Source organism: Rhodanobacter sp. B05, assembly GCF_002001085.1.
GTDB lineage: Bacteria > Pseudomonadota > Gammaproteobacteria > Xanthomonadales > Rhodanobacteraceae > Rhodanobacter.
The window spans coordinates 179097-205991 of sequence record NZ_MUNU01000010.1; the positions used below are offsets into that span (position 1 = coordinate 179097).

Sequence of the window (26895 nt, forward strand, 5' to 3'; positions counted from 1 at the left end):
GTTCAGCTCGGATCGAGCGCGCGGTACGTGAAATCGCGTACCACAAGGCTGCCTTCGTTCGCGCTGTAGATGCCGATCCTCAGGCCGAGGAAACCCCCGAAGACATTGTGGTGCAGGCCGGAGACTTCCATGCGCAGGCCGTGCAGGACCCAGGTCTTGCCGTCGTCATGGGAGTGATGAAAGGTGATGACGTTGCGATCATTGGTCAACCGTATGCGTACGCTGGAGGTCGGCATCGGCGAGCGCATCCAGGGCAGCTCGTCGGCGTATTCGAACGTCTTCAGTTCGCGCGGCGAGAATCCGATGCCGACGAAAGCCTTGGGGCTGTAGTACAGCAGCAGGCCGCCTTCGGCGTTGCCGACCAGGTCTAGAGCGACTTCCGCGACATAGGAGCGATCGCCGGGTATGCAGAACAGTGGCGTGCTGTCTACAGGCGAGGTTCCGGTAGACGCGAGATGCAGTCCGCCCGCTTCATGACGAACCCGTTGCATCCCGCTCGACCGGGGGTCGTGAAGGCTCCACTGCACGCCGAACTTGTTGCTCGAGAAGTCATCCGAGAGTGCCAGCCCCGCCGGACTGCTGGCACCGCCGCGTGACTTTGGCAACGGCCGCGAAAGGTCGCCACCGGTGACCTGGAACCAGCCGTCGGCGGTCCACTCCATCGGCTCCAGCAGAGTTTGCCGGCCAAGCGTGCGGAAGCCGTTTTCGTAACCGTGATACACCATCCACCAGTCACCTCCTGGCCCTTCGACCAGGCTGGCGTGGCCGCGCGACCACCATGGCTCGTCCACCGACTTTGTGCGCACCAACGGGTTATGCGGGTAGTTCTCCCAGGGGCCATGCACCGACCGTGATCGCGCCGCGATCACCATGTGGCTGGTGGGTGGGCCTGCGGTGCCGCCGACGGCACTGATCAGATAGAACCAGCCTCCGTGGCGAAGCAGCTTGGGGCCTTCGGGGGCGAAGTCCTCCACTACCCAGTCCTGCGGATATTGCCAGGGGGTATACGCATGTTCGAGCGTGCCGTCGGTGGCCAGACCGTCGTCGGTGAGCCGGATCATGCGGATGCCATTGACGAACAGATAGCGCCTGCCATCCTCGCCCACGACATGGCCGGGATCGATGCATCCGGCGATCTTCATATCGATCGGGTCGCTCCAGGGGCCTTCGATGTGCTCGGCCCGGATCACGTGGATCGACCAGTCCCCGCCGTCGACCGCTGCAGGGATGTAGATGAAGTATTTGCCCTGATGTTTGCACAGGTCCACCGCAAACACGTTGCCCAGTGGCTTGTTCAGCGCCGCCGTCAGTGGTGTCCAGTTGAGCAGGTCCGTGGAATGCCAGATGACCAGGCCGGGGCACGCCTGGAAGGGCGTGAATGTCATGTAGTAGTCGTTGCCGTCCTTGAGGATGGTCGGATCGGGGTGATCGCCGGCAACGATGGGATTCAGATAGGTCCCATTGCCCAGATCGGCGCGGCGCTGACCCTCGATGCCGGTCCGCCAGGCAGGCGCCGCCACATGGTCGGGGCCGCACACGACGGCGGTGGCTGTCCTTGCGGTGGCTGCCCTTAGCGAAAGCGGTGCGGCCGCCGCACCCACCACCAGCAACTTGAAGACATCACGACGGGACGCATCCACCATGCTGATCACCCCGGCATCTGTTCGAGTTCCTTACCGTTCGTCTCGTTGACATACTTGAGCACGAAGATCACCGACAGCAGCGCGGCGAAGGCGTAGATGCCATAGGCGGCGGCCAAGCCGATGCCGGCGAGCAGGATCGGAAAGGTGATCGTGATGGCGAAGTTCGCCGTCCATTGCGCCGCGCCGGCGGCCGCCAGCGCGGAGCCGCGGATCTGGTTGGGAAACATCTCGCCCAGCATCACCCACATCACCGGGCCCCACGAAACATTGAAGAACACCACGTAGGCGTTCGCTGCCACCAGCGCCAGCACGCCCATCGGCCCGGACAAGGCCAGCTGGCCGCCGGCCCCTGTGCCGGCACTGGCGAAGGCAAAGGCGACCACGGCCAGGGTCACCGTCATGCCGGCCGAGCCGATCCACAGCAAGGGCTTGCGCCCGATCCGGTCGATCAGCATCAACGCCACCAGACAGGCGCCGATGCTCAAGCCTCCCGACAGCACATTGATCAGCAAGGCATCACTTTCGGAGAACCCTACCGCCTGCCACAGCACGGCGCCGTAGTAGAACACCACGTTGATGCCGACCAGTTGCTGGAACGTGGCCAGGCCGATGCCGACCCAGACGATCGGCCGAATCCGCCGGCGGGTCTGGTCGAACAGGTCGCGCAGTCGCGGGCGGTGATCCGCTGCCAGCGAGCCCTGGATGTCAGCCAAGGTGAGCCGCGCGGTGAGCTCACCGTAGAGGCGCGTCAACACCTTCAGCGCCTGCTCCTTGCGACCCTTGGCCACGAGGTAGCGCGGGCTCTCCGGAATGCCCGCCAGCGCCAGCAGGAACAGCACGGCCGGAATCATCTCGATCCAGAACATCCAGCGCCAGGCCTCGAAGCCCCACCACAGCGGATTGACCGAAGCCCCGGCGATGCCCGCCAGCGCGTAGTTGCTGAGGAAGGCCGCAAACAAGCCGGAAATGATCGCGATCTGCTGCACGGTGGCCAGCCGGCCGCGATAACGCGCCGGCGACACCTCGCTGATGTAGGCCGGCGACATCACGCTGGCGGCACCCACGGCCAGGCCGCCGATGATCCGGTAGATCACGAAGGCAGTGGACGTGCCGGCGATACCCGATCCCCAACCGGAAATGATGAAACACACGGCCGCGACAATCAGCACGCTGCGACGGCCGTACATGTCGGCCATGCGCCCGGCAAAAAATGCACCGACAGCGCATCCCAGCAGCATCGAGGCGACGTTGAAGCCGGTGCCGAAGGAATTCGCATGAAAGGCCTTCTGCAGACCCTCGACCGTGCCGTTGATGACACCACTATCGAAACCGAACAGGAAGCCGCCGATCGTGGCGACCAGGCTGATCAGCACGATGAAACCGGTGTTTTCGCTGCTTTCCCGTGTTGCGACGGCAACGTTCATGCCTGTTCCCCTTGATAGAATTTCTGCGTGACCGACTGGAGAATCGACTGTAGCAGTGGGCCGGGTCCGGCTCGCCCTCACGTCGCGCGACTGCTGCCATCCGCAGCGGAACCCTCGCGGCGCAACCCTTTCAGCCGCACATAGAGTTCGCGAAACACCGGCTGGCGCTGCGCGAGATATTCCTGGTGGCGGCCCGCATGCGGTTCCAGTACCTGCAGCACAGGCGGTTGTGGGCAGGCGGCCAAGGGATCCTTGTCGCCTTCCACCGCCATCCGCGCCAGACGCGCCGCGCCCAGCGCGGGACCGACGTCCCCACCGCTGTGCAACTGCAGCGGTCGGCCGAACATATCGGCCAGCATCTGCAACCAGTAAGTGCTGCGCGTGCCGCCACCAATGACGCTGACCGGTCCGGTGTCCACGCCGGCCGCGCGCACCGCCTCGATCCCGTCGAGCAGGCCCAGGCCCACGCCTTCCAGTACCGCGTGCACCATGTCTTCGCGCCGCGTGCCCGGCGTCAATCCATAGAACAGCCCGGTGGCATGCACGTCGTTGTGCGGCGTGCGTTCGCCACTGAGGTACGGCAGGAACCACGGCCGCTGCGCATGCATCGGTGCGACCGCGGCGGCTTCGAGCATGCTGCCGATGTCCGCATAGCCACCCCACCGCGCCGCCACATCCAGGCAACTGGCGGCGTTGAGCATCACCGACATCAGATGCCAGGTATCGGGCAACGCGTGGCAGAAGCTGTGCACGGCCTGTTGCGGCCGCGCATGAAAGCCGTCGGACACCGCGAAGAACACGCCGGATGTGCCCAGCGACAGCATCGCCTGACCTGGCCGAATCACGCCCATGCCAACCGCGCCAGCGGCGTTGTCGCCAGCGCCGGCGGCGATCGCCACCTCGCCCATCGACCAGCGTCGTGCCAGATCCTCGCGCAGATGACCGGTTACCCGCGGGCCTTCGACCAACGTCGGCATCTGCTCGTTGTCCAGACCGCAAGCAGCCAGCATGATCGGGCTCCAAGCCCGTCGTGCCACGTCCAGCCACAGCGTGCCGGCGGCATCGGACGGGTCGGTCGCAAAATCACCGCTGAGCCGATAGCGCAGGTAGTCCTTCGGCAGCAGCACCTTGTCGATGCGGGCGAACACTTCGGGTTCATGCTTGCGCAACCACAGCAGCTTCGGCGCGGTAAACCCCGGCATCGCCAGATTGCCGGTGATCGCGCGGAAGTCCGCCAGGCTTTCCAGCTCGGCGCACTCGGCGTCGCTGCGCCCGTCGTTCCACAGGATCGCCGGGCGCAGCACCTGGCCGCGCGAATCCAGCAGCGTCGCTCCATGCATCTGCCCGCTGAGCCCGATCGCCTCGATCGCCGCGGGAGCAATATCCAGCTGCACAAGCTGCAGCAATAGCTGGTCCATCGCGCTCAGCGTGGCTTGCCACCACTGTTCCGGATCCTGCTCCGACCAGCGCGGATGCGGCTGCGACACGCTCAACGGCGCGAGCACGCTGGCGCGCAACGCACCGTCGCGATCGAGCAGCACCGCCTTGACAGCGGAGGTGCCGAGGTCGATGCCGACGAACATCAGCCGGACACCGCGTGCGGCCGGTCGTGCGTCGTCATCGCCATCAACCGTGGATGAAGCGGTTGACCAGATTCTCCAGCCGCTCCTGCTCGCCGCTGACGTGATGCGGGTTGAAGCCTTGCGCCAGTGCCTCCTCGCTGATGCTGGCCAGGCTGCTGGAACTGGCCAGGATGCGCTGGCCCAGCTCGCCGTCCCAGCCGGCGTAGCGACGTGCCTTGAGTTCGCCGAGCAGGTCGCGCTCGACCATGTCGGCGGCGCGCAGCAGCGCCACCGCCAGTACATCCATTGCGCCGATGTGGCCATGGAACAGGTCGGCCGGGCTGCTGCTCTGGCGACGCACCTTGGTGTCGAAGTTCATGCCGCCCTTGCCGAAGCCGCCGGCCTTGAGGATCTCGTACAGCACCAGCGTGCATTCCTCCACGCTGTTCGGGAACTGATCGGTATCCCAGCCGTTCTGCGGGTCGCCGCGGTTCGCGTCGATGCTGCCGAACACGCCCAGCGCGATCGCGGTGGCCACCTCATGGTGGAACGAGTGCCCGGCCAGGGTCGCGTGGTTGCCTTCGATGTTGGTCTTGATCTCGCCTTCCAGCTCGAAGTCCTTGAGGAAGCCGGCGACGGTAACGACGTCGTAGTCGTACTGGTGCTTGGTCGGCTCCTGCGGCTTCGGCTCGATCAGGATGTCGCCGTCGAAACCGAGCTTGTACTTGTGCTCGACCGCCATGTTCATGAAGCGGCCGAGCTGCTGGCGTTCGCGTTTAAGGTCGGTGTTGAGCAGGGTGTCGTAGCCCTCGCGGCCGCCCCACAGCACATAGTTGGCACCGCCCAGCCGCTGTGTGGCGGCCATCGCGTGCGCGACCTGGGTCGTCGCGTAGGCGAACACTTCCGGCTGCGGATTGGTCGCCGCGCCGGCCGCGTAGCGCGGATGCGAGAACAGGTTCGCGGTGCCCCACAGCAGCTTCACACCAGTCTGCGCCTGCTTCGCCTCCAGCACGTCGACGATCCGCGCGAAGTTGTCCACGTACTCGCGCAGGCTGTCGCCCTCCGGTGCCGCGTCGGTGTCGTGGAAGGTGTAGAACGGCGCGCCGAGGCGGGCGAAGAAATCAAAAGCGGCATCGGCCTTGGCCAGCGCATTCGCCATCGGCTCGCCGGCGGCCTGCCACGGCCGCTCGAAGGTGGGCTGGCCGAACATGTCGACACCGGGCCACACGAAGCTGTGCCAGTAGCACACCGCGAAACGCAGGTGCTCGGCCATCGTCTTGCCGAGCACGCGCCGGCCGGCGTCGTAGTGGCGGAACGCCAGCGGTTGTTCCGTGTCCGGCCCTTCGTAGCGCACCGGCGCGATGGAATCGAAATACGACATGGAATTTCCTTGCGATGAACGGGTGGTGGGGACGGCGGCAGCGCTGCCACGACACCTTCGGGGAACGGGGTTGGACGCTTGCGGCGGCCGTTTCATTCGGGACGGATCTCGTCGACCATGCATGCTGAATCGCGATTCATGCTGCGGGCAGCACGGGGGCAGCGCAATTACGAAATTGCCCAGAGCGACTGACGTTTCTTCTTTTGCACCTGCCGCAAAGCCCCCGCACCCCCCATCCGGCCGTGCTAGCCTCGGGTCGAGCCGGGCCTGGCCCGGAGCACAATTGTTGGTCCTGGTGCGGGCATGCCGCCAGACCACCGCATGGTGACCGAGATGAGCAATCCACATGGTGTCCATCGCATCGCGCTGCTGTTCAACGCGAACAAGGTGTACGACCGGCAGATCATCGCCGGCGTCGGCGCATACCTGGCATCCACACGGGTCAGCTGGGACCTGTTCATGGAAGAGGACTTCCGCTGCCGATTGACCGGTCTGGCCGGCTGGTGCGGCGACGGCATCATCGCCGACTTCGACGATCCGCAGGTCTGCGCGGCGCTACGCGAAGTGAACGTGCCGGTGGTCGCCGTGGGCGGCTCCTATACCGATGCCTCGCGCTACCCCGAAGGCCTGCCCTACATCGCCACCGACAACGCCGCGATGGTGCGGCTGGGCTACGACCACCTGATCGAGCAGGGGCTGGAACACTTCGCGTTCTATTCGCTGCCGGCGGCACCGGCACACCGCTGGGCGGAAGAACGCGAGCGGTTGTTCGACAGCATGGTTGCGCGCGACGGCCTGAAGAGCTTCATCTACCACGGCCACGCCACCAGTGCGGCGGGCTGGAGCGATGCACTCGAGGCGCTGGTGGCCTGGCTGACATCCCTGCCGAAACCGGTCGGCATACTCGCGGCAACCGACGCGCGCGCGCGTCAGTTGCTGCAGGCCTGCATGATGGCGGACATCGCGGTGCCCGACGAAGTCGCCATCGTCGGCATCGACAACGACCCGCTGGCACGCACGATGAGCCGCATCCCTCTGACCTCGGTGCAGCAGGGCACCGAGGAAATGGGCCGCACCGCCGCCCATCTACTACACCGCATGTTGCATGGAGCAGACTGCAGCGATACCCGCGTGGTGGTGCCGCCACAAGGACTACACGTGGCCGCATCCAGCCTGCACCAAACCCGGCGAAACCCACACGTGATGCGTGCACTGCACTACATCCGCCAATATGGCTGCCTCGGCATCCGCACTGAGCAGGTGGCGAACTACGTCGGCGTGTCGCGCTCACTGCTGGAAGAGCATTTCCGGCGCAGCCTCAAAACCAGCGTTCACCAGGAAATCCTGCGACACAAGCTGGAGTTCGCGCAGGAGCTGTTGCGCAGCGGCGAATCCAGCCTCGCGGATATCGCGGTGCGTTGCGGCTTCACCTCGGTGCAATACCTTTACACCGTATTCCGCCGCGAACTGGGCTGCACCCCCAAGGCGTACCAAGATAGTCTGCAAGGTGAGACTGTTGACTAAGTCGCGAGGGATGCGGCCAACTCCACCAGTACGTTGCTGAACCGCGCCGCAGCCAGATAGGCGTGGCGATCGCTGAACACGAAGTCGATCCCCAGTTCGTTAAGGCGAGGCAACGACGAGACCAGGAACGTAATCTCCGACCGGTCACGCCTTGCGACGCCACCCCAGCCGGTTCTAATGTTGTTGAGCATCGGCGAGTAGGGAGTGAAGTAGAACGGTACGTAATCCCCCAATGTGCCGGGGCAGGGTGGCGGCAACGGATGATCCCGTCGGCGGCCGATCAGATCGGCATTGCCGATCCCCACGAAGCTGGGGTCCTGCACGAGCGAACGAGCACAGTGCACCCCATGGGGTCTGCCACGGGCTGATGGCCAATCCAGGGAAAGGCGTGGTTCTCCAGCCGGTCGTGCTCCTTGGCGTACTGGCCCGGTGTCCACTCGCGCTGCTTCAACGCCAACCATTCCCGTGCCACCACTTCAAAACTGTTCGCCGCGCGATCCAGCCCGGCGGCTTTAACGGCCTTGCGCTGCGCACTGGGATCTACCCCTGCAGCTATCAGTTTGCGGGCCTCCTCGCGCTTTTCACAGGCGTCCTTCAGGCCAGTGTCTGGGTAGGTGCCCATGCTCAAGGTCTTGCGCCGGCCATCAAACCGATAGTCAAACCGCCACCAGCGCGAACCGTTCGGATTCAAGAGCAGGTACATGCCGCCGCCATCGGTCATCTTGACCGGTTTGGCACCTGGCTTCGCGTTGCGTATGGCAGTGTCAGAAAGCGACATGGCGGAGGCCCATTGACGGTAGTTTTTTTGACGGTAGCAATCTCCCGTCAAATCTACCGCCTCGCGACGGTAGATCGCATAGGACGGAATGCTACACCGCTGGACACTAAAAAGGCCGGAACCGTTGCCGTAGCTACGTTTACCGGCCTTCTTTGGATGTCACTGAACAACTAATTGGTGGCTATGGGTGGACTCGAACCACCGACCCCAGCATTATGAGTGCTGTGCTCTAACCAGCTGAGCTACATAGCCATTGGGAACCCGCCGCAGGGCGATCGGAACGATCACGGGCGGGGCGCGGAAGTGTAGTGGGCCGGGCGCGCGGGTTCAAGTCGGCGGCTTGCTGGGGCTTTGCGGGCTGTGGTTGAATCGGGCACGAGGTCTGGCTGCGATTCTGCTCCCGGTCCGTGGGGCATCGCCCCAGGAGACGACATGATTGATGTAGATGGCTACCGTCCGAACGTGGGGATCGTGCTGCTGAATGCAGACGGCCAGCTGTTCTGGGCGCGCCGGGTCAATCGTGATGGCTGGCAGTTTCCGCAGGGCGGCATGCGCACCGACGAGACGCCGCTGGAGGCGATGTACCGCGAGCTGGAGGAGGAAACCGGGCTGGCGGCGCACCATGTGGAGGTGATCACCGCCACCCACGGCTGGCTGCGCTATCGCCTGCCGGAGCGCTACGTGCGTCGGCACCAGCGGCCGACCTGCATCGGCCAGAAGCAGGTGTGGTTCCTGCTGAAGCTGGTCGGTGGCGAGGACGCGCTGAAGCTGGACGCCTGCGACAAGCCGGAGTTCGACATCTGGCGCTGGGTGGACTTCTGGTACCCGGCCGCGCACGTGGTCAACTTCAAGCGCGATGTCTATGCCAAGGCGCTGCGCCACTTCGCGCCGCTGGTGGAGGAGTTGTTCGGGGTGGTGATCGGCACCACGCCGCCCCACGACGAGGCCGATACGCCGCCCACGGGCCCGCGTTCGGGGCGCGCCGCTGCCTGAACTTGTCGTGTTGAAGCTGCGCGAAAGCCGGTTGCCGGGCGATCGGTAACCGCGGGCCAGATCGGGACGCGGTCGATCACGGCACGTGCTGGTTGCTCGCCCTCGGCTGCATCAGCAACAGATAGCTGGCGGCCGCCCAGCTGAAGTTGGGTGACTGATAACCCTGGCCGGTCAACGGGTCGTAGTTCTCATACATCGGCGCCTGCTGCGTCAGACCCTTGGCGTTGAGTACCAGGCGGCGTGCCATGGCGTCGGCCTGCCCGCCATGGCCGTAGCGCCGGAGCGCCTCCACGCCGAAATACGCCTGATCGAGCCATACCGGGCCGCGCCAATAGCCCTTGATCGGGGAAAAGTGCGGATCGTCCGCGGCAAGGGTCGGGAACGGCATGAAGGTGGCGAACTTGGCCGGATCAAGCATGATCCGGATCACCGACTTGGCCTGCTCGGGACTGGCCACGCCGGCCCACAGCGCCGTCCAGCCTTCCGAACCATATACGCGCACGGGATCGCCGCTGCCGAGTTTGGTATCGAAGAAGTAACCACGCGTCTTGTCGAACATGCGGGTCTGAACGGCGGCCTTCATCGTCGCGGCCTCTTGCAGCCACTGCGCCTGATCCTGGGTCTTGCCGAGGATCGCTGCGACCTGCGCCAGATCCAGTTTTTCCTTGTACAGGTAGGCGTTGAGATCGACCGATTCCTGATCCATCGACCAGGCGCCATTGCCGTTCCTCAGCATGCGGATGGCGTCGAAGCGCACGCCGTTGTCCATGCCGCTTTCCCACTTCGCGGCGACCTTGCTGCCGTCGGTCGAACCATATTCGGCCAGACCGTCGTGATCGTGATCGCGCGCCGCGAACCACCAGCGGTGATAGCGCACCAGCTTGTCGTACATCTCGGCCAGAAAGGCCTTGTCGCCGGTGGCGCGATAGATTTCCAGCGTCGCCCACACCGCCAGCGGCGGCTTGGTATCGCGCCAGTTGTTGCCCGCCTTGTCGAGAAAGACGCAATCGGGAACCATGCCATCGGCGGCCTGGTAGTCGAACATCGCACGCATCTGGTCGCGCGCCAGCTCCGGCGCGAATTGCGCCAGCGCCGCCGCATGCTTCCACGAATCCCAGGCCCAGAATCCGTTGAACTCGGGGTTGGAATACGAGGGAATGACACCGTCGTGGTGCAGGTCGCCACGCGCCGCTCGCCAGTTTCCCAGCAGGGTCAGCATGGCCTTGACCGAAATCCGTCGGGCCGTTGCGTCCGGCAGGCCGGCGAGATGGCTCGATGCGACAGATTTCAGATAGCCGGCCCAGCGTGCGCGATTTTGCGCCCAGGCAGTGGCGAGATGGACGAGCTTTGGCGTCTCGGCGCGAACGTCATAGATCAGGGTTTGCTCGACCCAGACCGTCGCGGTCTGATTCGGCTTCAAATGCAGGGGCTGGTTCAGCCCGATGCGATAATCGGCGCCTGACAGGGTGACCTGATCGGCGGCAACACCCTCGGCGTGGAGTTGCGTGGTCAGCTTCGAGTCCGAGTGGGCAAAGGTTTGCGCCACCGTATCGCCGTCCTTGACCAAGCCCTTCTGTTGCTGAGGCATTACGCGCCCTGCGACGGACAGGTCCACGTCCTGCGCCGTTGTCGCGGTCAGTTCGATGCGCACCAGCGCATGCCAGGAATCGGCAAAGAACAGGGTCTGGCTTACCGTCAAGTCAGGACCGGAAAAGTCGCGCACCAGATAGCCCGGCGCCGCGTGACTTTCGAGCGGGTGGAGAACAATGTTCTGCTTGTTGCTGGCATTCCGTAACGTCAGCTGGGCGAAGCGCGCACCGACCCATTGCCCCTCGCCAAGGCTGTGCACGAACGGGCCGGAAAACCCCGTCGTCGTATCGCTGGCTGGCGGCAGGCTGTAGCCATGCCACGACCCGGCGTCGAAAAAGATGTTGAAGCTTCGATCCGTCGGCGTCTTCGGTGCGCCATGCAGGTCGAGTACGTCGAGATAGCTTGCGGCGGTATCGGCGCGCAGCCCGGTTGGCTCGGCACGTGCGCCACCGCTGCCAAGACCAAGAATGGTGACCACCGCGGCGATGATCAGGAAGGTGAGGGATGGACGCATGGCGTGTCGCTCCTTGGCGCAGACCGCAGATGAAAAGAACTCGGGTCACGTTCAAGCGTTCAGTCTGCCCCCTGCCGTCGCGTCGGCCGCTGGTGCGGCCGACGCGACGCGGTTTTCCGGATAACAGCGGCTGCCGTTACCCCACTCTTCAGAACTTGTACTTGACCTGGAAGTTGACCTCACGTCCTTCGATCGAACGGGCAAGAATCACACCGCCGCCGCTGGCAAAGCCGAACAGGCGGGCATTGCCTTCGGTGATGCCGATCTCGTTGGTGATATTGGTACCACGCAGTGTCAGCATCCAGTTCTGGCCGACGTTGGCGATGGCACCGATCGCGAGGTCGTGATAGCTGCCCAGCGGCTGTTGCTGCAGCTGGTCGCCATAGCGGTTGCCCACGTGCTCATAGGTGAACCAGAACTTCATGCTGCCCCAACTGGTCGGCACCACATAGGCCGGGGTCAGCCGATACTGGATTTTCGGCTGGCGATCCAGAACCATGCCGCTGATCGTGTCGCACCGTTCGCTGCCATCCTGCGCGATATAAGGCACGCAGCTGTCGTAGCCGGAGTAGTGACCGTCCATGTAATTGCCGCTCAACGCGATCGAGAAATTCTTGAACGGCGTGACCGTCACCTGCGTGTTGATGCCCTTGGTCACCGAACCGTAGACGAGGTTGATCTGTCCGCTAGGCAGATCGATCGAGTACGGGATGCCATGGAACAACCGGCGATAGGCACTGATGTCGGCATAGATCCACGGCGCCTGGTACTTGAAGCCGAGTTCCATGTTGTGGATCTTCTCCACCGGCGGATTCCCCTGGTTCACGATGTCGTCGAAGCTGGGCAGGAATACGCCGTCGTTGACGCGCGCATAGGCGCTCATGTGGTCGCTCAGCGCGTAGTTCGCTCCCAGGGTCCACGACGGCGCGCTGCGGGAACCGGACGGATGATCGTAGCTGTTCGTCAGATACTCGGCGTTGTTGTTGTACACGGTGTACGGGTTGGCATCGAGGTCGCCGGAGGTGGTGTTCTGGAACCAGCCGCCGATGTCGTCATGCTGGATGCGCATGCCGCCGTCGAAGCGCCACCTGCCGATGTTCCATTCGTCGGCCACGAAGAACGCCATGGTCGTGGCGTGCCAGTGCTCGTTGAAGGCCATCCATGACTGCGGATTGGCATTCCAGAACAGCCCCTGCGTATCGGTCAGGGCGTAATTGTTCGTGCCATCGCTCAGGTTGACCACGATCGGGTTCGGGTTGTTCTTTGCCTGCAGCAGCTGATTGAGGCCGTCGTACTCGGCATGCTTCACGGAATACACCGCCGTATAGTTGCCGACGGTCAGGGTGTTGCCGCTGAACAATTCCTTGCTCAGACGAAATTCGTTGCTGATCGACTGGATCTTCTTGGGAATGAACTCGGGGTTCTGAACGGTCACGTTCTCGTTCATGTTCGCCGGCTTGCCATTGGTGTACGTGGCCGTCGCGGTGAGATTGGCGGGAAGCCCGAAGTCCGATGCGGCGCCGGCAATGAAGTTGCCCAGCGTGGTCGGATTGTCGCCCGTGCTGAAGAACGCATTGATATCCATGTGGCCGGCGACGAACAGCGCCTTGTCCGACAGCGACCAGCCGTTGTCGAATTCCAGATCCAGGTTGGCGCCCAGCATGTGGATGTCGCCACCCTCGCCGTTGGCCATGTCGATATTCTGGCCACCCGGCTTGCAGCCTGCGGTGAAGCACGGCGTGGTCTCGAGGAACTGGCGCCGGTTTGCATTGCTGCCGAAGGTGCCGGTCAACGGATTGAACCCCGGGTAGGCCGAGAACTGGCCGGGCGCGGGGTTGAGGATCGGCGTGTCGGTGACGAACTGGTTCTTGTCCTTCAACACGCGCGCATAGAACATGACCGAACCGTGGGCGAGGTCGTGGCTCAAGGTCGCGGTCAGCTGGCCACCCTTGTCGGCGGGGAATTGCGGGCTGCGCACGCCGTCGGATTTGCGCCAGAAGCCGCCGATGCTGCCGTACCAGCCACTGTCCTGGCCGCCGATGGGAAAGCCGTAGAAGCCATCGAGGCGCCCCATGCCTTCCGATCCGTAGGTGACACCGATGCTGCCCGAGGGCACCGCGGTACCTTCCTTGAGAATGAAGTTCGCGATGAGTCCGGGCTGGCCGTTGCCGTACAGGACCGAGGTTCCGCCCTGCACGGCTTCCATGCGATCGATGGTGTCATCGAGGCGGAACATCGCATCGGTGAAGTAATCCCACTTCGGGAACAGCGGCGAGCCGTTCATCTGCAAGGTGACGAATGGCGCACCGCTGTCCGACGGAAAGCCGGCGACTTCGATGTTCGCGCCGGTCTGGCCGCCGGAGGATTCCGGATGGACGCCCGGCGATACCTTCAGCAGATCCGCCACGCTGATCGGGTTGAGCTCCTTGATCTGCTGGCTCGTCACCGTGGTGATCGAGTAGCTGGCATCGATCTTCTTGATGCCGCCGAACGCGGAGTTGCCGGTGACCACGACCGTGTTGAGCGTCTGCACCGATGCCGGCTCGGCGGGTTTCTGCCTGGCGTGCTCGGTCGATGGCGCCGTCGGTGGTGGCGTGGTCTGGGATGCCGTGTCCTGGGCATGGACGACCCCGGTCGCCAGCATGACGCCGATGGCAACGCTTAGAGCCCGTCGATTGACCTGCGTGCAAGTTCTCATGATGAATTCTCCTCCCCGAGACATATGGATCATTTAGTTATTTGCCTGGACTCGATGCCGTTGCGCCTGCGCGTCAGCTGGTCCCACGTAGTTCCTGAAACTGTCTCGCCACTTCTCCCGCTATCCATGCCACGGGTATCGCCTCGGCGAGCTCGCATCCTAACCCAGAAAATCCCATTTGTACTACCATAGTATAAAATACGGATGAGTCTGGAGCTGCCGCACGCGCCCACACGACGCGGGGCTGCCGCGGGATGGCGGCTGAAAAGGTGTGCAGGGACGGACGCGCCAGCGACGCCATCGCCTGCCCGGCACGCGCCGCTGCACGGTCCATGGCCGGCTCAAGGCAACGCGCGAGCGTGGCGATGGATCGCGGCCTTGGCGGCAGGACAACGGATCGCTGCCGCCGAGCTTCAGTCCTGCGTGGCCGCCTGCATGCCTGGGTACCGCCCAACCTTCACTCGGTACGTTTGTATGATAAATTTCGGACGTTATCGCACTGCAGCATGTTGCGGCATCCGATCCACACGGCTTCACGTCATGGCGGCGTGACAACGCCGGAAGCGCCCTTACCGCGGAGAGAAGTTGAACATGAAGGCTACGGATTCACGCAATCTGCATGGCCATGTGATCCGTGAACTGGGCAAGCGGATTGTCGTCGGTGATTTGCGTCCCGGTGATGTGTTGCCGCGCGAGGAGGATCTGGCCGAAAGCATGGATGTGAGCCGCACGGCCCTGCGCGAAGCCTTGAAGGTCCTGTCCGCCAAGGGCCTGATCGAGTCTCGCCCGCGCGTGGGCACCCGCGTACGCGCGACGCATTTCTGGAACCAGCTGGACGCGGATGTCCTTTCCTGGCGCTGCGCCTCGATGCCGACCGACGACTTCATCGAGAAACTGGTGGAGATGCGCGAAATCATCGAGCCGGCGGCGGCGGCAGCAGCAGCACGCCGACGCACCGCGACCCAGCTGGCCCAGGTGGATCTGGCCTACCGGAAAATGGAGGCCGCCCGTGACACTGAAGAGTGGGCGGCGGCGGACCTCAGCTTTCACGATGCCGTGCTCCAGGCGACCGGCAATGAATTGATGATCTCGCTTTTCTCGGTGGTCGAAAGTGCGCTCGGGATGTTCTTCGTGCTGTCGGCAAAAACGGCCGGCGACTTCAGCTATTCCCTGCCACAGCATCTGAAAGTGCTTGAAGCGATCCGCCGCCAGCAGCCGGAGGTCGCCCGCAAGGCGATGCAAGGCATGATTGCGGATTCGCTGGCCAATCTTCGCAAGAAGCGCAAGGGACGCACCAAGAAAGCGTCCTGAGTGTCTGTACGGTTTGCCGAGCTCTCGACGATCGAAGTTCCGCTGCGCCGTTAATCACGACGTCGCGGAAACAGCGTCAGGAAGGTCGTTGCGAGCTCACCGCTCGTCATAGCAAGCGGGAGGATTGACCTTGCGCGGCGAGCAAGGCGACCGCCTTCTTGTCGAACGATACGAAGGTTTCGCCGCCTAGCCATTGGCCCTCGAAGGCGATCACGCCATCGGCGAAGTCGCCTCCAGCTTCGAGTACGGCCAGGCCCGCTTCAGCGGCTGGTCGGTTCGTTTCCGTATTTGCTGCATCGAGCAGTGCCCGGATCGCAGCGGCCACGTCCGCTGGGGTGAAGCCGTAGACACGACGCAGCACCCAGACGAACTCGCACAGACATGGCAGCGCGACTGCGATCACGTCAGCACTCGTCAGCAGCTTGGCGGCAATCTTCGCTTGCCTGGCATCGTCGCGCACTACAGCGCGGACCAGCACATTCGTGTCAACCGCGACCTTCACTTGCGGCCCGCCCAGCCCGACGCCGTGGCCTCGTTGATTTCTTCGATGGTGGCGACCTTGGTTGTGCGTCCGGCCAGCAGGCCGACGAAGCCAGCCATCGACCCGGTGGGCCGGGCTGCTTTCAGTGCGGCCCGACCGTCGGGCAGCAAGTCCAGCTCGATCTTCTCTCCGGGCTTGATGCCAAGGTGTTGCAACACATCCTTCCGAAAGGTGACTTGTCCCCGTGCGGTAACGGTCAATATGGTCATGGTGGTGCCCTCGGGCTACGACTTGAACATAGAGTAATGCTAGATTGCATTACCTTCAAGTTTTCATCCACGCAACCGAACTACGCCCCGCGCAATACCTGATCGAGCTTGTCCAGGAATTCCTCGGCATTCGCTTGGCTGAACACGATCGGCGGCTTGATCTTCAGCACGTTGTCGTCCGGGCCTTCGGTGGATAGCAGCACGTGACGTGCCTTCATCGCTTCAACCACGGCCTTGGCCTTCGGCTGGTCGGGAGTTCTCGCTGCGCGATCGCGCACCAGCTCGGCACCGACAAACAGGCCGCGGCCACGCACGTCACCGATGCAATCGTGGCGTCGCTGCAATTCGCGCAAGCCGTCCATCAGGAAATCACCGACGCGGCGTGCGTTCTCCTGCAACTGTTCGTCCGCAATCACGTCCAGCACGGCCAGCGCGATCGCGCAGGACACCGGATTGCCGCCAAAGGTATTGAAGTACTCCATGCCGCTGACAAAGCTGGCGGCGATCTCCGGCGTGGTCACCACGGCGCCCATCGGATGGCCATTGCCGATCGGCTTGCCCAGGGTGACGATATCCGGCACGACGCCCTGAGATTCAAACGCCCAGAAATGTTCGCCGACCCGGCCGAAGCCGACCTGCACTTCATCGGCCAGGCACACGCCACCGGCCGCGCGTACCGCCGCGTAGGCTTCGGCCAGATAGCCTTCCGGCAGCACGATCTGGCCGCCGCAACCCAGCAGCGATTCGCAATAGAACGCCGCCGGCGCGATGCCGCGCTGACGCAGGCTGTCGATGGCCGCTGGCAACGTCTGGCCATACTGCCGACCCGCCGTGGAAGCTTCGCGGAAAGGTCCACGGTAAACGTCGGGCATCGCCACCACACCCACATGCGGACTCTGCCCTGCGCCGCCCTTGCCGTTGAACTTGTACGGGCTCAGCTCGACCATCGACGGCGAATGGCCGTGGTAAGCGTGATCCACCACCACCACGCCCTGTGCCTTGGTGTGTGCCCGCGCCAGGCGCAGCGCGAGGTCGTTTGCCTCGGTGCCCGAGTTGGTGAGAAACACGACCGACAAGCGCTTCGGCAAGGTGGCCGTCAGGCGCAGCGCATACTCGACGATGTTGTCATGCAGGTAGCGGGTGTTGGTGTTGAGCTGCGCCATCTGCGCCTGCCCGGCCGCGACCACGCGCGGATGGCAATGCCCGACATGGCAGACGTTGTTGACCATGTCGAGGTAAGCCTGGCCATCCTGGTCGTACAACCAGACGCCTTCACCGCGCACGATCTTGAGCGGCTCGTTGTACGACACGCTGAGGGTCGGGTTCAGCAACTGCTTGCGCAAGCGCAGGATATCGGCATTGCTGCGTTGTGGCACGTTGCTGGCGGTGGTGGGATCAGTCATGGCCGGGTTCCGGAAAGGGGCCGACGATGGCATCGTGGTCGACTTCGGCGAGTTCGCGCAACAGCGCGCGCACGCCTTGCTGCGACACGAGGATGAACGGGTTGTCGGGCTCTTCCCTATGCGCGCGCGTCGCCATCAGCACGCTGTGGCAAAGGCGCGCGAGGATGAAGGCATGCAGCTGTTCGAGTTCGACACGCAGCAACGGGCACTGCGCCAGATAGCCGCGCACGATGGTGCGCGCGCACGCCACCGGATCGGCCTCGTGCTGCATCGCATAGGTACAGGCGATCGCCAGGTCGGCCAGCCGGAAACTGGTGCACATGTCGCCGAAATCGATCACCGCGCGGACGCGCTGGCCACCGCCGTCATCTGACACGATCACATTCAGATCATTGGCATCGTTGTGCAGCACCGTGATCGGCAGCTGCGCTCGCCATGACGGCAGGCGGGCACAGAACGCCTCGGCGTGCGTCTGCACGATGACGCGCAGGCCGGCATCTTCGATATGCGCGATTTCGTCGCGCAGCGTTGGCAACCGCAGCAGATTCCAGTCGTGCTGGCGATCGGCAGCCGGATGATGAAAGTCCTGCAGCCCACGCGTCAGTCGGCCGACCGCACTACCAAGACTCTCGTGCAACGCCGCGCGCTGCGTCTGCGGGACTGCTCCGATGGCATCCGCATACGTCGTGCCGGGCACGAAGCTCAATACACGCACCTGGCATGGCTGTCCCGCGATCGGCAAAGTCAGCAGGTGTTCGCCGTCCACGCTGAGCTGTACCCGTGGCCACTGCAGCGCCGGCTCGCGCTCGGCCAGCGTCATCATGGCCTGATTCTCCAGGTCCAGATCCAGCCGCGACCATGACGGGTGCGCCACCTTCAGCACATACTCGCCATGCCCGGTGCGGATGCGGAAGTTCTGATCGGCATAGGATGGCAGGGCGCAGATATCGCCACGGATGCGCCAGTGCCGGTCAGCCAGCGCCAGCGCCGCGTCAGGAGTCAGGATGTCCATAGGATCGCGCACGAATATTGCGGGAGTTTTAATTGTAGTATAAGTTGACATTTGAATCTCACCACAGGCGCACCCCATGTTTCGGCCCTTGCTGGCGGCGCTGCTCGCCGCCTCCATGACGATCATCGCTGCCAACGCGAATCCGGTGGCTACGAAGCTGGTCGATACCGGCGGTCCGCATCCAGCACGGCTGCGAGGCGCGGCCTTGCTGCACCAGCGCGAGCCGATGAGTTTTGGCGTGTTCTATTACCCCACGCAATGGCCGCGCAGCCAATGGCAGCGCGACTTCGATGGCATGGCCAGGCTCGGCTTCGACTTCACCCACATGGCCGAATTCGACTGGACCTACCTGGAGCCGGAGGAAGGCCACTTCGATTTCACATGGCTCGATCATGCCATCGACCTGGCCAGCAAGGCCGGATTGCGCGTCGTCCTCGGCACGCCGTCGGCAGCGCCGCCGAGCTGGATGGACGAGCGCTACCCCGAGGTCTACCGGGTGGACGAGCACGGCCAGCGCCATGAACACGGCATCCGCGCGGAGGTCTCCCTGGCCAATCCGAAGTACGAAACCTTCGTGGCGCGGCTGGTGACCGCCATGGCCCAGCGCTACGGCCACGATCCACGCGTCTGGGGCTGGCAGGTCGACAACGAGCCCGGCACCTTCCTCGATTACAGCGCCAGCGCGCGGGCGGCGTTCCAGGCTTGGCTGCAGAAGAAATACGGCAGCATCGAGGCGATGAATACGGCATGGGCCGGTTCGTTCTGGAGCACCCGCTACGGCAGCTTCAAGCAGGTGCACCTCCCGAATGCCACGCTCGCGGCCGAAGACAAGCTGAGCCCGCATGCGCAGCTGGATTTCGCCCGCTACCAGGCCGACACCACCGCGCACTTCCTCGATGCCCAGGCGCTGATCATCAAGAAGTACGCGCGCCCCGGGCAGTGGGTGACGACCAACTACACCAATGTCACCACCGCCACCGATCCGCGGCGCGCACATGATCTGGACTTCCCCACCTTCACGCTGTATCCGGTGCAGGGATCGAACGTGCTGGGCGGCAACAACTACGAAATCGGCAAGCCCGCCAACCTGATGGAAGCGGCGGCGTATTTCCGCTCCATCAACGGCACGTTCGGCGTGATGGAATTGCAGCCGGGCCAGGTCAACTGGGGTGAGATCAATCCGCAGCCGATGCCCGGCGCGGTCAGCATGTGGATGTGGCATGCGTTTGCGTCTGGTGCCTCCTTGCTGAGCACCTACCGTTATCGGCATCCGCTGCGCGGTAGCGAGATGTATCACGAAGGCATCGTCGGCACCGACGGCGTGACGCTCTCGCGCACCGGGCGTGAATTCGTCGACACCCTGCATCAGATCAAGGCGCTCGAAGTGCAGCTCGACAGCAAGGCGAAGCTTCCGCAAAAACTGGCGGCGCGCTACACCGCTTATCTGTGGAGCCACGACGTGTTCTGGGATCTGGAGATCCAGCCGCAAACCACGTTGTGGCATAGCTGGGCTTACCGCAACGGCTACACGCTGGCGGTAAAGAGCACCGGCGCGCCGATGGATTTCATCGCGGAAGGCGATGACTTCAGCCGCTACCCGTTCCTGATCGCGCCGGCCTACCAGATGGTCAGCCAGCAGCTGGCGGACAAATGGCGGCGCTATGTGGAACAGGGTGGCCATCTGATCCTGACCAGCCGCACCGGGCAGAAAAACGAGCTCGGCCAGTTCCCCGAAGGGCCATGGTATGCGCCGATCCTCGATCTGATCGGCGACGACGTCGATGGCTTCGACATGTTGCCGCCGAGCGCCAGCGCAAAAGTCACCGCAGATGGAAAGACGCACGAGTGGCATCGCTGGGCCGACATCCTCACCCCGCGCCCAGGCACCCAGGTACTCGCCACCTATGCCGATCATTACTATGCCGGCAAGGCGGCGGCGACCACCCGCAAGCTGGGCAAGGGCAGCGTCACCATGATCGGCGTGTCGACCGATGACGGCGAACTGGAACGCGAGATCGTGCGCAGCGTCTACCAGCGCGCCGGCGTGGCGATCGAGGATCTGCCGAAGGGCGTGTTCATCGACTGGCGCGGCGGATTCGATTTCATGGTGAACTACAACCCGCAGCCGTTTGCCCCTGCGCTCCCGGCCAGCGCGAAGATCGTGCACGGCCAGCTGCCGCTGGCCCCGGCGCAGACGCTGATCTGGAAGGACTCCTCGCCGTGACGTACGCGACATCCATGTGCCATGGGGAAGCCTGAATCCATGAGCGGCTTGATCGGACTCGACTGGGGTACCACCAGCCTGCGCGCCTACTGGCTCGACGCAGCTGGCGAAATCCGCGAGACGCGCGCGCGCCCGTGGGGCATTCGCCATCTGCCGGAGGGCGACTTCGATGCCGCACTGACCGACATCGCTGAAGGCTGGCCCCAGTTGCCCCGACTGGCCTGTGGCATGGTCGGCAGCCGTCAGGGCTGGCTGGAAGTGCCGTACATGAACCTTCCTGCCGACACGGCGCAGCTCGGCAGCGCCGTCCGCAGCCTGCGTGCCAAAGATGGTTCGGACGTCCATATCATCCCCGGCCTGCGCAATCCGCACGGCCCTGACGTGATGCGCGGCGAGGAAACCCAGTTGCTGGGCGCGCTGGCCCTGCGCCCGGCACTGATCCCCGATTCCACCTGGATCCTGCCCGGCACGCACAGCAAGTGGGCTCGCGTGCGCGATGGTGCCGTGGCCGATTTCTGCACCATGATGACGGGCGAACTGTTTGCACTGCTCCGGCAGCATTCGATCCTTTGTGCCGGCGCGGGCGATGCTGCGGTTGATCCTGATGCGTTCGCGCGTGGCGTCATCGCGGCGCGCGATAGCGGTACTGCCGGGGCATTCAGCCGGCTGTTCTCCGCGCGCGCGTTGATGCTCGACGGTGCGCTGGCGCCGGACGCCGTGCCCGAATATCTCTCCGGCCTGCTGATCGGAGAGGAACTGCGTTCCAGCCTTGCCACGAATCGCTTCCGCCAGGACGCACCGCTGCAACTGATTGGCGATGCCGCGCTGTGCGCGCGTTATCGGCTGGCCGCATCCCACTTCGACTTCGATCTTGCCGACCCCCTGCTGGACGCCGCCGCGCACGGGCTGTGGCAAATCGCCTGCGATATCGGCCTGGTCAGCACCGACTCGTCCACGGCGCCCAAGGAAACTTCTTCATGCTGAGCTCCTGGCTCAATCCCCTGCCTCTCGTCGCGATCCTGCGCGGTATCCGTCCCGACGAAGCCGTGAGCATTGGTCATGTGCTCGCCGACGCCGGCTTTCGCGTGCTGGAAGTGCCGCTCAACTCGCCGCAGCCGATGGAAAGCATCCGTCGGCTCAGCCAGTCCTTGGGCGACAACTATCTCATCGGCGCGGGCACCGTGATGACACCAGCCCAGGTGCAAGAGGTCGCCGCCGCCGGTGGCCGGCTGATCGTGATGCCGCATGCCGATACCACCGTGATCCGCGCCGCCAAGGAAGCCGGCATGGTTTGCGTGCCCGGTGTCGCCACGCCGACCGAAGCCTTCGCCGCACTGGCGGCCGGTGCCGACGGCCTGAAGCTGTTTCCCGCCGATCAGGTGTCGCCCGAAGCACTCAAGGCCTGGCGTGCCGTCCTGCCAAAAGAACTGCCGGTGCTGCCGGTCGGTGGCATCACACCCGGCAACATGGCGGCATGGCTCGCCGCCGGCGCGCAGGGGTTCGGCATCGGTTCCGCGTTGTATGCGCCCGGCCTCGACGTCGATGAAGTTGCCAGCCGCGCCCGCGCCTTCGCGCAGGCGTGGGCAGCCGTCTCTCCAAAGTCTCAGGAACACCGTGCATGAAGATCACCAAACTCACCACCTTCCTGGTGCCACCACGCTGGTGTTTCCTGCGCATCGATACCGATGCCGGCATCTGCGGCTGGGGCGAGCCGGTGGTGGAAGGTCGCGCACATACCGTGGCCGCCGCCGTCGATGAACTGTCCGATTACCTGATCGGCAAGGATCCCCGTCACATCGAGGATCTGTGGAACGTGATGTACCGCGGCAGCTTCTACCGCGGCGGACCAATCCTGATGAGTGCGATCGCCGGTGTTGACCAAGCGCTATGGGACATCAAGGGCAAGCATCTCGGCGTCCCGGTGCATGAACTGCTCGGTGGCCCGGTACGCGAGCGCATTCGCGTGTATTCGTGGATCGGCGGCGACCGTCCGGCGGATACGGCCAGCGCCGCCAGGGCCGCGGTCGAACGCGGCTTCACCGCGGTCAAGATGAATGGCACCGAGGAGATGCACTTCGTCGACAGTCACGCCAAGGTCGAGCGCGTGCTGGAGAACGTGCAGGCCGTGCGCGAAGCGGTCGGTCCGCACATCGGCCTGGCCATCGACTTCCACGGTCGCGTGCACAAGCCGATGGCCAAGGTGCTGATGCGCGAACTGGCGCCGTACAAGTTGATGTTCATCGAGGAGCCGGTGCTGTCCGAACATCTGGATGCGATTCCCGAACTCGCCAGCATCGCGCCGGCACCGATCGCGCTGGGCGAGCGCCTGTATACGCGTTACGACTTCAAGCGCGTGCTGCAAATGGGCGGCGTCGACATCATCCAGCCCGACCCCTCGCATGCCGGCGGCATCACCGAAACCCGCAAGATCGCCGCGATGGCGGAAGCCTACGACGTGGCGCTGGCGCTGCACTGCCCGCTCGGCCCGATCGCGCTGGCGGCGAATCTGCAGCTCGATGCGGTGTGCCACAACGCCTTCATCCAGGAACAAAGCCTGGGCATCCATTACAACGCCGCCAACGACCTGCTCGACTATGTGGTCGACCGCAATGTATTCGCCTACGCGGATGGCTACGTCGCGATTCCCGGCGGCCCCGGCCTCGGCATCGAGGTCAACGAAGCCTACGTCGTCGAACGTTCCAAGATCGGCCACCGCTGGCGCAATCCGCTGTGGCGCCACGAGGACGGCAGCGTAGCCGAATGGTGAGCATGCTCGTCGCGCCTTCCCCCGATTCCGGAGCCTGTTGATGCCTTCGTTCGCCACCTATCCCAGCCTGGTCGACCGCAGCGTGCTGATCACCGGCGGCGCCAGCGGCATCGGTGCGGCCTTCGTCGAAGGCTTCGCCCGCCAGGGTGCGCGGGTCGCGTTTCTCGATGTGGACGATGCCGGCGCCGCGTCGCTGTGCGCCTCGCTCGCCGACGTGCCGCATGCGCCGCATTATCTGCACTGTGATCTCACGGGCCTGGACGCACTGCAGGCCGCGATCATCGCAGCCCGCGCGCAGATCGGACCGATCGCCGTGCTGGTCAACAACGCGGCCAACGACGCACGCCATGCACTGGCCGACATCCAACCCGTGGATTTCGAGCGCAACGTGGCGGTGAACCTTCGACACCAGATCTTCGCCACCCAGGCGGTGATTCCCGACATGCGCCAGCTCGGCGGCGGCGCGATCATCTGCCTGGGCTCCACCGGCTGGATGAAAAAGAATGGTGGCTACCCGCTCTACGCGATGGCCAAGGCGGCGATACGCGGCTTCGTCAACGGCATGGCACGCGAGCTCGGCCAGCAGCACATCCGCATCAACAGCCTGGTGCCGGGCTGGGTGATCACCGACAAGCAGGCGCGTTTGTGGCTGGACGACGCCGGCCGCGAAGAGATTGCGCGCACGCAGTGCATGCCCGGCTTCCTGATGGCCGAGGATCTGGCACGTGCCGCGCTGTTCCTCGCCGCCGACGACAGCCGCATGTGTACCGGACAGGATTTCATCGTGGACGGCGGCTGGGTATGACGGCCCCGACCGTACTGGCGCCAATGGACGTCGCGCTGGACGCAGGCAATACCCTGGGCGAAGGCATCGTCTGGTGCGAACGCGCCCAGGCGCTGTACTGGACCGACATCCAGCGCGCCACGCTGCATCGCCTGCACATTGAAAGCGGCACGCTGGAGCATTGGTCGATGCCCGAACGACTCGCCTCGTTCGCGCTCTGCGAAACCGATGGCTGGCTGCTGCTGGCGCTGGCCTCACGGCTGGCATTTTTCCGTCTCGCCGATGGCCAGCTGCAGACGCTGCACGAGATCGAACCCGACCTGCCTACGCGCTGCAACGACGGTGCCTGCGATCGCCAGGGCCGCTTCGTGTTCGGCACGATGCATGAGCCCGTTACGGGCAGCAAGCAGGCGCTAGGCAGTTTCTGGCGGCTCAATGCCGACCTCAGCCTGGAACAGCTCGCGCTGCCCGAGGCGGCCATCAGCAACAGCATCGCCTTCAGCCCCGACGGCACCACGATGTATTACTGCGACTCGCTGGCACGCTGCATCCAGCGCTGCGAGTACGGCGACATGTTGGACACACCGCAACTGTTCGCGGATCTGGGCGAACTTGCCGGCGAACCGGACGGTTCGTGCGTCGACGCCGAGGGTTCGCTATGGAACGCACAATGGGGCCTCGCACGCGTGGTCTGCTATGCCGCCGACGGCTCGCTGCGCCAGCTGCTGCCGGTACCTGCGCGACAGCCGACCCGGCCCGCCTTCGGCGGCGCCGATCTCGACACGCTGTATGTCACTAGCGCACGCGATGGTTTGTCCGCGGCGCAGCTGGATGCCGACACCCACGCCGGCGCGCTGTTCCGTTCGCGGGTCGGCGTGCGCGGCCTGCCCGAACCACGTTTCGCCGGCATGCCGGCGTGAGCATCACTCCGTGAAAACCACCGTTCAACCAATCGCCCATCGCCGTCCGCGGCCTGCAGGATTTCCTTCATGAATACTGTCGCGACATCCCCGCTCCATCCGTCTCGCACCACGGCCCTATTCACCTGCATGCTGGCCGCGCTGGCCGGACTCATGTTCGGCCTGGACATCGGTGTGATTTCCGGTGCCACCCAGTTCATCCAGAAAGAGTTCCAGATCTCCGATCACATGATCGAGTGGATCGTCAGCTCGATGATGCTCGGCGCGGCGATCGGCGCACTGGGCGCAGGCTGGATGTCCGCGACGCTGGGGCGCAAGCGTTCGCTGATCCTCGGCGGCGTGCTGTTCGTGGCCGGTTCGCTGCTCAGCGGCATGGCATGGTCGCCGCAGACACTGGTCGCGGCGCGGCTGATCCTGGGTCTGGCGATCGGTGTGGCCACCTTCACCGCCCCGCTGTATCTGGCCGAGGTGGCCGAGGAACATATCCGCGGCGCGATGATCTCGCTGTACCAGCTGATGATCACCATCGGCATCCTGGTCGCGTTCCTGTCCGATACCGCCTTCAGCTACAGCGGCAACTGGCGCTGGATGCTTGGCATCATCGCGATTCCCGGCATCCTGTTCCTGCTCGGCCTGTTCCTGCTGCCGGACAGCCCACGCTGGTTGATGATGCGCGGACGCAAGCAGGAAGCCACCGACGTGTTGCAGAAGTTGCGCGGTGACGCCGGTCACGTCGCGCGTGAAGTGGCCGACATCGAAGAGCAGCTGAAGATGCCGCAACGCGGCTGGCACCTGTTCCTGGAGAACCGCAACTTCCGCCGCTCGGTGGGACTGGGCGTGCTGCTGCAGGTGATGCAGCAGTTCACCGGCATGAACGTGGTGATGTACTACGCGCCACGCATCTTCCAGGACATGGGCTACGCCACCTCGGCACAGATGTGGTTCACCGCGGTGGTCGGCCTGACCAACGTGCTGGCCACCTTCATCGCGATCGGCCTGGTCGACCGCTGGGGCCGCAAGCCGATCCTGTACACCGGCTTCAGCGTGATGGCGGTGGGCCTGGGCCTGGTCGGCACGATGATGCATCTGGGCATCGCCACCCATGGCGAGCAGATTTTCACGGTGGTGATGCTGCTGACCTTCATCGTCGGTTTTGCGATGTCCGCCGGCCCGCTGATCTGGGCGCTGTGTTCGGAAGTGCAGCCGCTCAAGGGTCGCGATTTCGGCATCGGTTGCTCGACCTTCACCAACTGGGTCGCCAACATGATTGTCGGCGCCACCTTCCTCACCCTGCTCAACGGTATCGGCAACGCCGCCACGTTCTGGCTGTATGCGGCACTGAATCTCGTGTTCCTGGTGATCACCTTCGTACTGATCCCGGAAACGAAGAACATCACCCTGGAGCAGATCGAACGCAACCTGATGGCCGGCCTGCCGCTGCGCGAGATCGGCAGCGCACCCTCGACGGCATCGTCAGGCTTCAGCAAGCAGGCGGCTGAAGACGTCGCCATCTGATTCAAGCGAATGTGCTGCGATGTTTGGGGTGCACGGCGGGCGATGGAACCTGCCGCAGCCCCTGCCGCCATCGTGGCATCGCGCTTGGGCGATCTGAATAGC

At 64.3% G+C, this 26895-nt stretch carries 22 protein-coding genes and 1 tRNA gene; 10 read left to right on the plus strand and 13 right to left on the minus strand.

Annotated elements, in window-relative coordinates; genetic code table 11:
* Positions 1–2: 2 nt before the first annotated feature.
* The 4 genes from B0E47_RS04680 to xylA all read right to left on the minus strand — a co-directional run bounded on the left by B0E47_RS04680 (position 3) and on the right by xylA (position 6010).
* Positions 3–1643: a family 43 glycosylhydrolase gene (locus B0E47_RS04680; protein ID WP_077512891.1), complete on the minus strand. Its 1641-nt coding sequence runs from the start codon at positions 1641–1643 to the stop codon at positions 3–5.
* 5 nt (positions 1644–1648) lie between these two features.
* Positions 1649–3067 (minus strand): sugar porter family MFS transporter, encoded by a 1419-nt coding sequence (locus B0E47_RS04685; RefSeq protein ID WP_077512834.1) that lies wholly within the window; start codon positions 3065–3067, stop codon positions 1649–1651.
* A 77-nt stretch (positions 3068–3144) separates the two neighbouring features.
* Entirely contained in the window at positions 3145–4650 is a 1506-nt protein-coding gene (gene xylB / locus B0E47_RS04690; RefSeq protein WP_077512835.1) for a xylulokinase, read from the minus strand.
* A 43-nt stretch (positions 4651–4693) separates the two neighbouring features.
* Entirely contained in the window at positions 4694–6010 is a 1317-nt protein-coding gene (xylA, locus tag B0E47_RS04695; protein WP_077512836.1) for a xylose isomerase, read from the minus strand.
* Positions 6011–6343: 333 nt separating this feature from the next.
* Between xylA and B0E47_RS04700 the strand changes: the two genes are divergently transcribed.
* Positions 6344–7534, plus strand: coding sequence for a DNA-binding transcriptional regulator (locus B0E47_RS04700; RefSeq protein ID WP_077512892.1), 1191 nt, complete (start codon positions 6344–6346; stop codon positions 7532–7534).
* Here the strand turns inward: B0E47_RS04700 and B0E47_RS04705 are convergent.
* The 3 genes from B0E47_RS04705 to B0E47_RS04715 form a co-directional block, all read right to left on the minus strand.
* Positions 7531–7839, minus strand: coding sequence for a DarT ssDNA thymidine ADP-ribosyltransferase family protein (locus B0E47_RS04705; protein ID WP_168170998.1), 309 nt, complete (start codon positions 7837–7839; stop codon positions 7531–7533). The genes B0E47_RS04700 and B0E47_RS04705 overlap by 4 nt on opposite strands.
* Positions 7815–8312, minus strand: coding sequence for an Arm DNA-binding domain-containing protein (locus B0E47_RS04710; protein ID WP_077512893.1), 498 nt, complete (start codon positions 8310–8312; stop codon positions 7815–7817). Before B0E47_RS04710 ends, B0E47_RS04705 begins: the two co-directional genes overlap by 25 nt.
* A 175-nt stretch (positions 8313–8487) precedes the next feature.
* Positions 8488–8564 (minus strand) — tRNA-Met (locus tag B0E47_RS04715).
* Between the two features lie 180 nt (positions 8565–8744).
* Between B0E47_RS04715 and B0E47_RS04720 the strand changes: the two genes are divergently transcribed.
* Positions 8745–9305, plus strand: a complete 561-nt coding sequence (locus B0E47_RS04720; RefSeq protein ID WP_077512837.1) for an RNA pyrophosphohydrolase — start codon at positions 8745–8747, stop codon at positions 9303–9305.
* A 76-nt stretch (positions 9306–9381) separates the two neighbouring features.
* Here the strand turns inward: B0E47_RS04720 and B0E47_RS04725 are convergent, their stop codons facing one another.
* Both B0E47_RS04725 and B0E47_RS04730 read right to left on the minus strand, forming a co-directional pair.
* Positions 9382–11409: a trehalase family glycosidase gene (locus tag B0E47_RS04725; RefSeq protein ID WP_077512838.1), complete on the minus strand. Its 2028-nt coding sequence runs from the start codon at positions 11407–11409 to the stop codon at positions 9382–9384.
* Between the two features lie 148 nt (positions 11410–11557).
* On the minus strand, positions 11558–14107 hold the full coding sequence (locus B0E47_RS04730) for a TonB-dependent receptor (protein WP_077512839.1): 2550 nt from the start codon (positions 14105–14107) through the stop codon (positions 11558–11560).
* A 591-nt stretch (positions 14108–14698) separates the two neighbouring features.
* Between B0E47_RS04730 and B0E47_RS04735 the strand changes: the two genes are divergently transcribed.
* On the plus strand, positions 14699–15418 hold the full coding sequence (locus B0E47_RS04735; protein WP_077512840.1) for a FadR/GntR family transcriptional regulator: 720 nt from the start codon (positions 14699–14701) through the stop codon (positions 15416–15418).
* Between the two features lie 106 nt (positions 15419–15524).
* Here the strand turns inward: B0E47_RS04735 and B0E47_RS04740 are convergent, their stop codons facing one another.
* The 4 genes from B0E47_RS04740 to B0E47_RS04755 form a co-directional block, all read right to left on the minus strand.
* On the minus strand, positions 15525–15920 hold the full coding sequence (locus B0E47_RS04740; protein WP_077512841.1) for a type II toxin-antitoxin system VapC family toxin: 396 nt from the start codon (positions 15918–15920) through the stop codon (positions 15525–15527).
* Positions 15917–16168: an AbrB/MazE/SpoVT family DNA-binding domain-containing protein gene (locus B0E47_RS04745; RefSeq protein ID WP_077512842.1), complete on the minus strand. Its 252-nt coding sequence runs from the start codon at positions 16166–16168 to the stop codon at positions 15917–15919. Before B0E47_RS04745 ends, B0E47_RS04740 begins: the two co-directional genes overlap by 4 nt.
* Before the next feature lie 80 nt (positions 16169–16248).
* Complete coding sequence (locus B0E47_RS04750; protein ID WP_077512843.1) at positions 16249–17571, minus strand: aminotransferase class III-fold pyridoxal phosphate-dependent enzyme; 1323 nt, start codon at positions 17569–17571, stop codon at positions 16249–16251.
* The gene (locus tag B0E47_RS04755; RefSeq protein WP_168171004.1) at positions 17564–18595 is read right to left on the minus strand and encodes a phosphotransferase; all 1032 of its coding nucleotides are present in this window, start codon (positions 18593–18595) and stop codon (positions 17564–17566) included. The genes B0E47_RS04750 and B0E47_RS04755 overlap by 8 nt, the downstream gene beginning before the upstream one ends.
* A gap of 64 nt (positions 18596–18659) precedes the next feature.
* Between B0E47_RS04755 and B0E47_RS04760 the strand changes: the two genes are divergently transcribed.
* The 7 genes from B0E47_RS04760 (at position 18660) to B0E47_RS04790 (ending at position 26793) form a co-directional block, all read left to right on the plus strand.
* Positions 18660–20807, plus strand: a complete 2148-nt coding sequence (locus B0E47_RS04760; RefSeq protein ID WP_077512845.1) for a beta-galactosidase — start codon at positions 18660–18662, stop codon at positions 20805–20807.
* Positions 20808–20846: 39 nt separating this feature from the next.
* Entirely contained in the window at positions 20847–21791 is a 945-nt protein-coding gene (locus B0E47_RS04765; protein WP_139351337.1) for a 2-dehydro-3-deoxygalactonokinase, read from the plus strand.
* Complete coding sequence (locus B0E47_RS04770; RefSeq protein ID WP_077512847.1) at positions 21785–22429, plus strand: 2-dehydro-3-deoxy-6-phosphogalactonate aldolase; 645 nt, start codon at positions 21785–21787, stop codon at positions 22427–22429. Before B0E47_RS04765 ends, B0E47_RS04770 begins: the two co-directional genes overlap by 7 nt.
* A complete protein-coding gene (dgoD, locus tag B0E47_RS04775) occupies positions 22426–23574 on the plus strand; it encodes a galactonate dehydratase (RefSeq protein ID WP_077512848.1) in 1149 nt (382 codons plus the stop codon). Before B0E47_RS04770 ends, dgoD begins: the two co-directional genes overlap by 4 nt.
* Positions 23575–23614: 40 nt before the next feature.
* Positions 23615–24379: an SDR family oxidoreductase gene (locus tag B0E47_RS04780; RefSeq protein ID WP_077512849.1), complete on the plus strand. Its 765-nt coding sequence runs from the start codon at positions 23615–23617 to the stop codon at positions 24377–24379.
* Positions 24376–25278 carry an SMP-30/gluconolactonase/LRE family protein gene (locus tag B0E47_RS04785; protein WP_077512850.1) on the plus strand — a complete coding sequence of 301 codons (903 nt, stop codon included), beginning with the start codon at positions 24376–24378 and terminating at the stop codon, positions 25276–25278. Before B0E47_RS04780 ends, B0E47_RS04785 begins: the two co-directional genes overlap by 4 nt.
* Positions 25279–25347: 69 nt before the next feature.
* Entirely contained in the window at positions 25348–26793 is a 1446-nt protein-coding gene (locus B0E47_RS04790; protein WP_077512851.1) for a sugar porter family MFS transporter, read from the plus strand.
* The last annotated feature ends 102 nt before the right edge of the window (positions 26794–26895 follow it).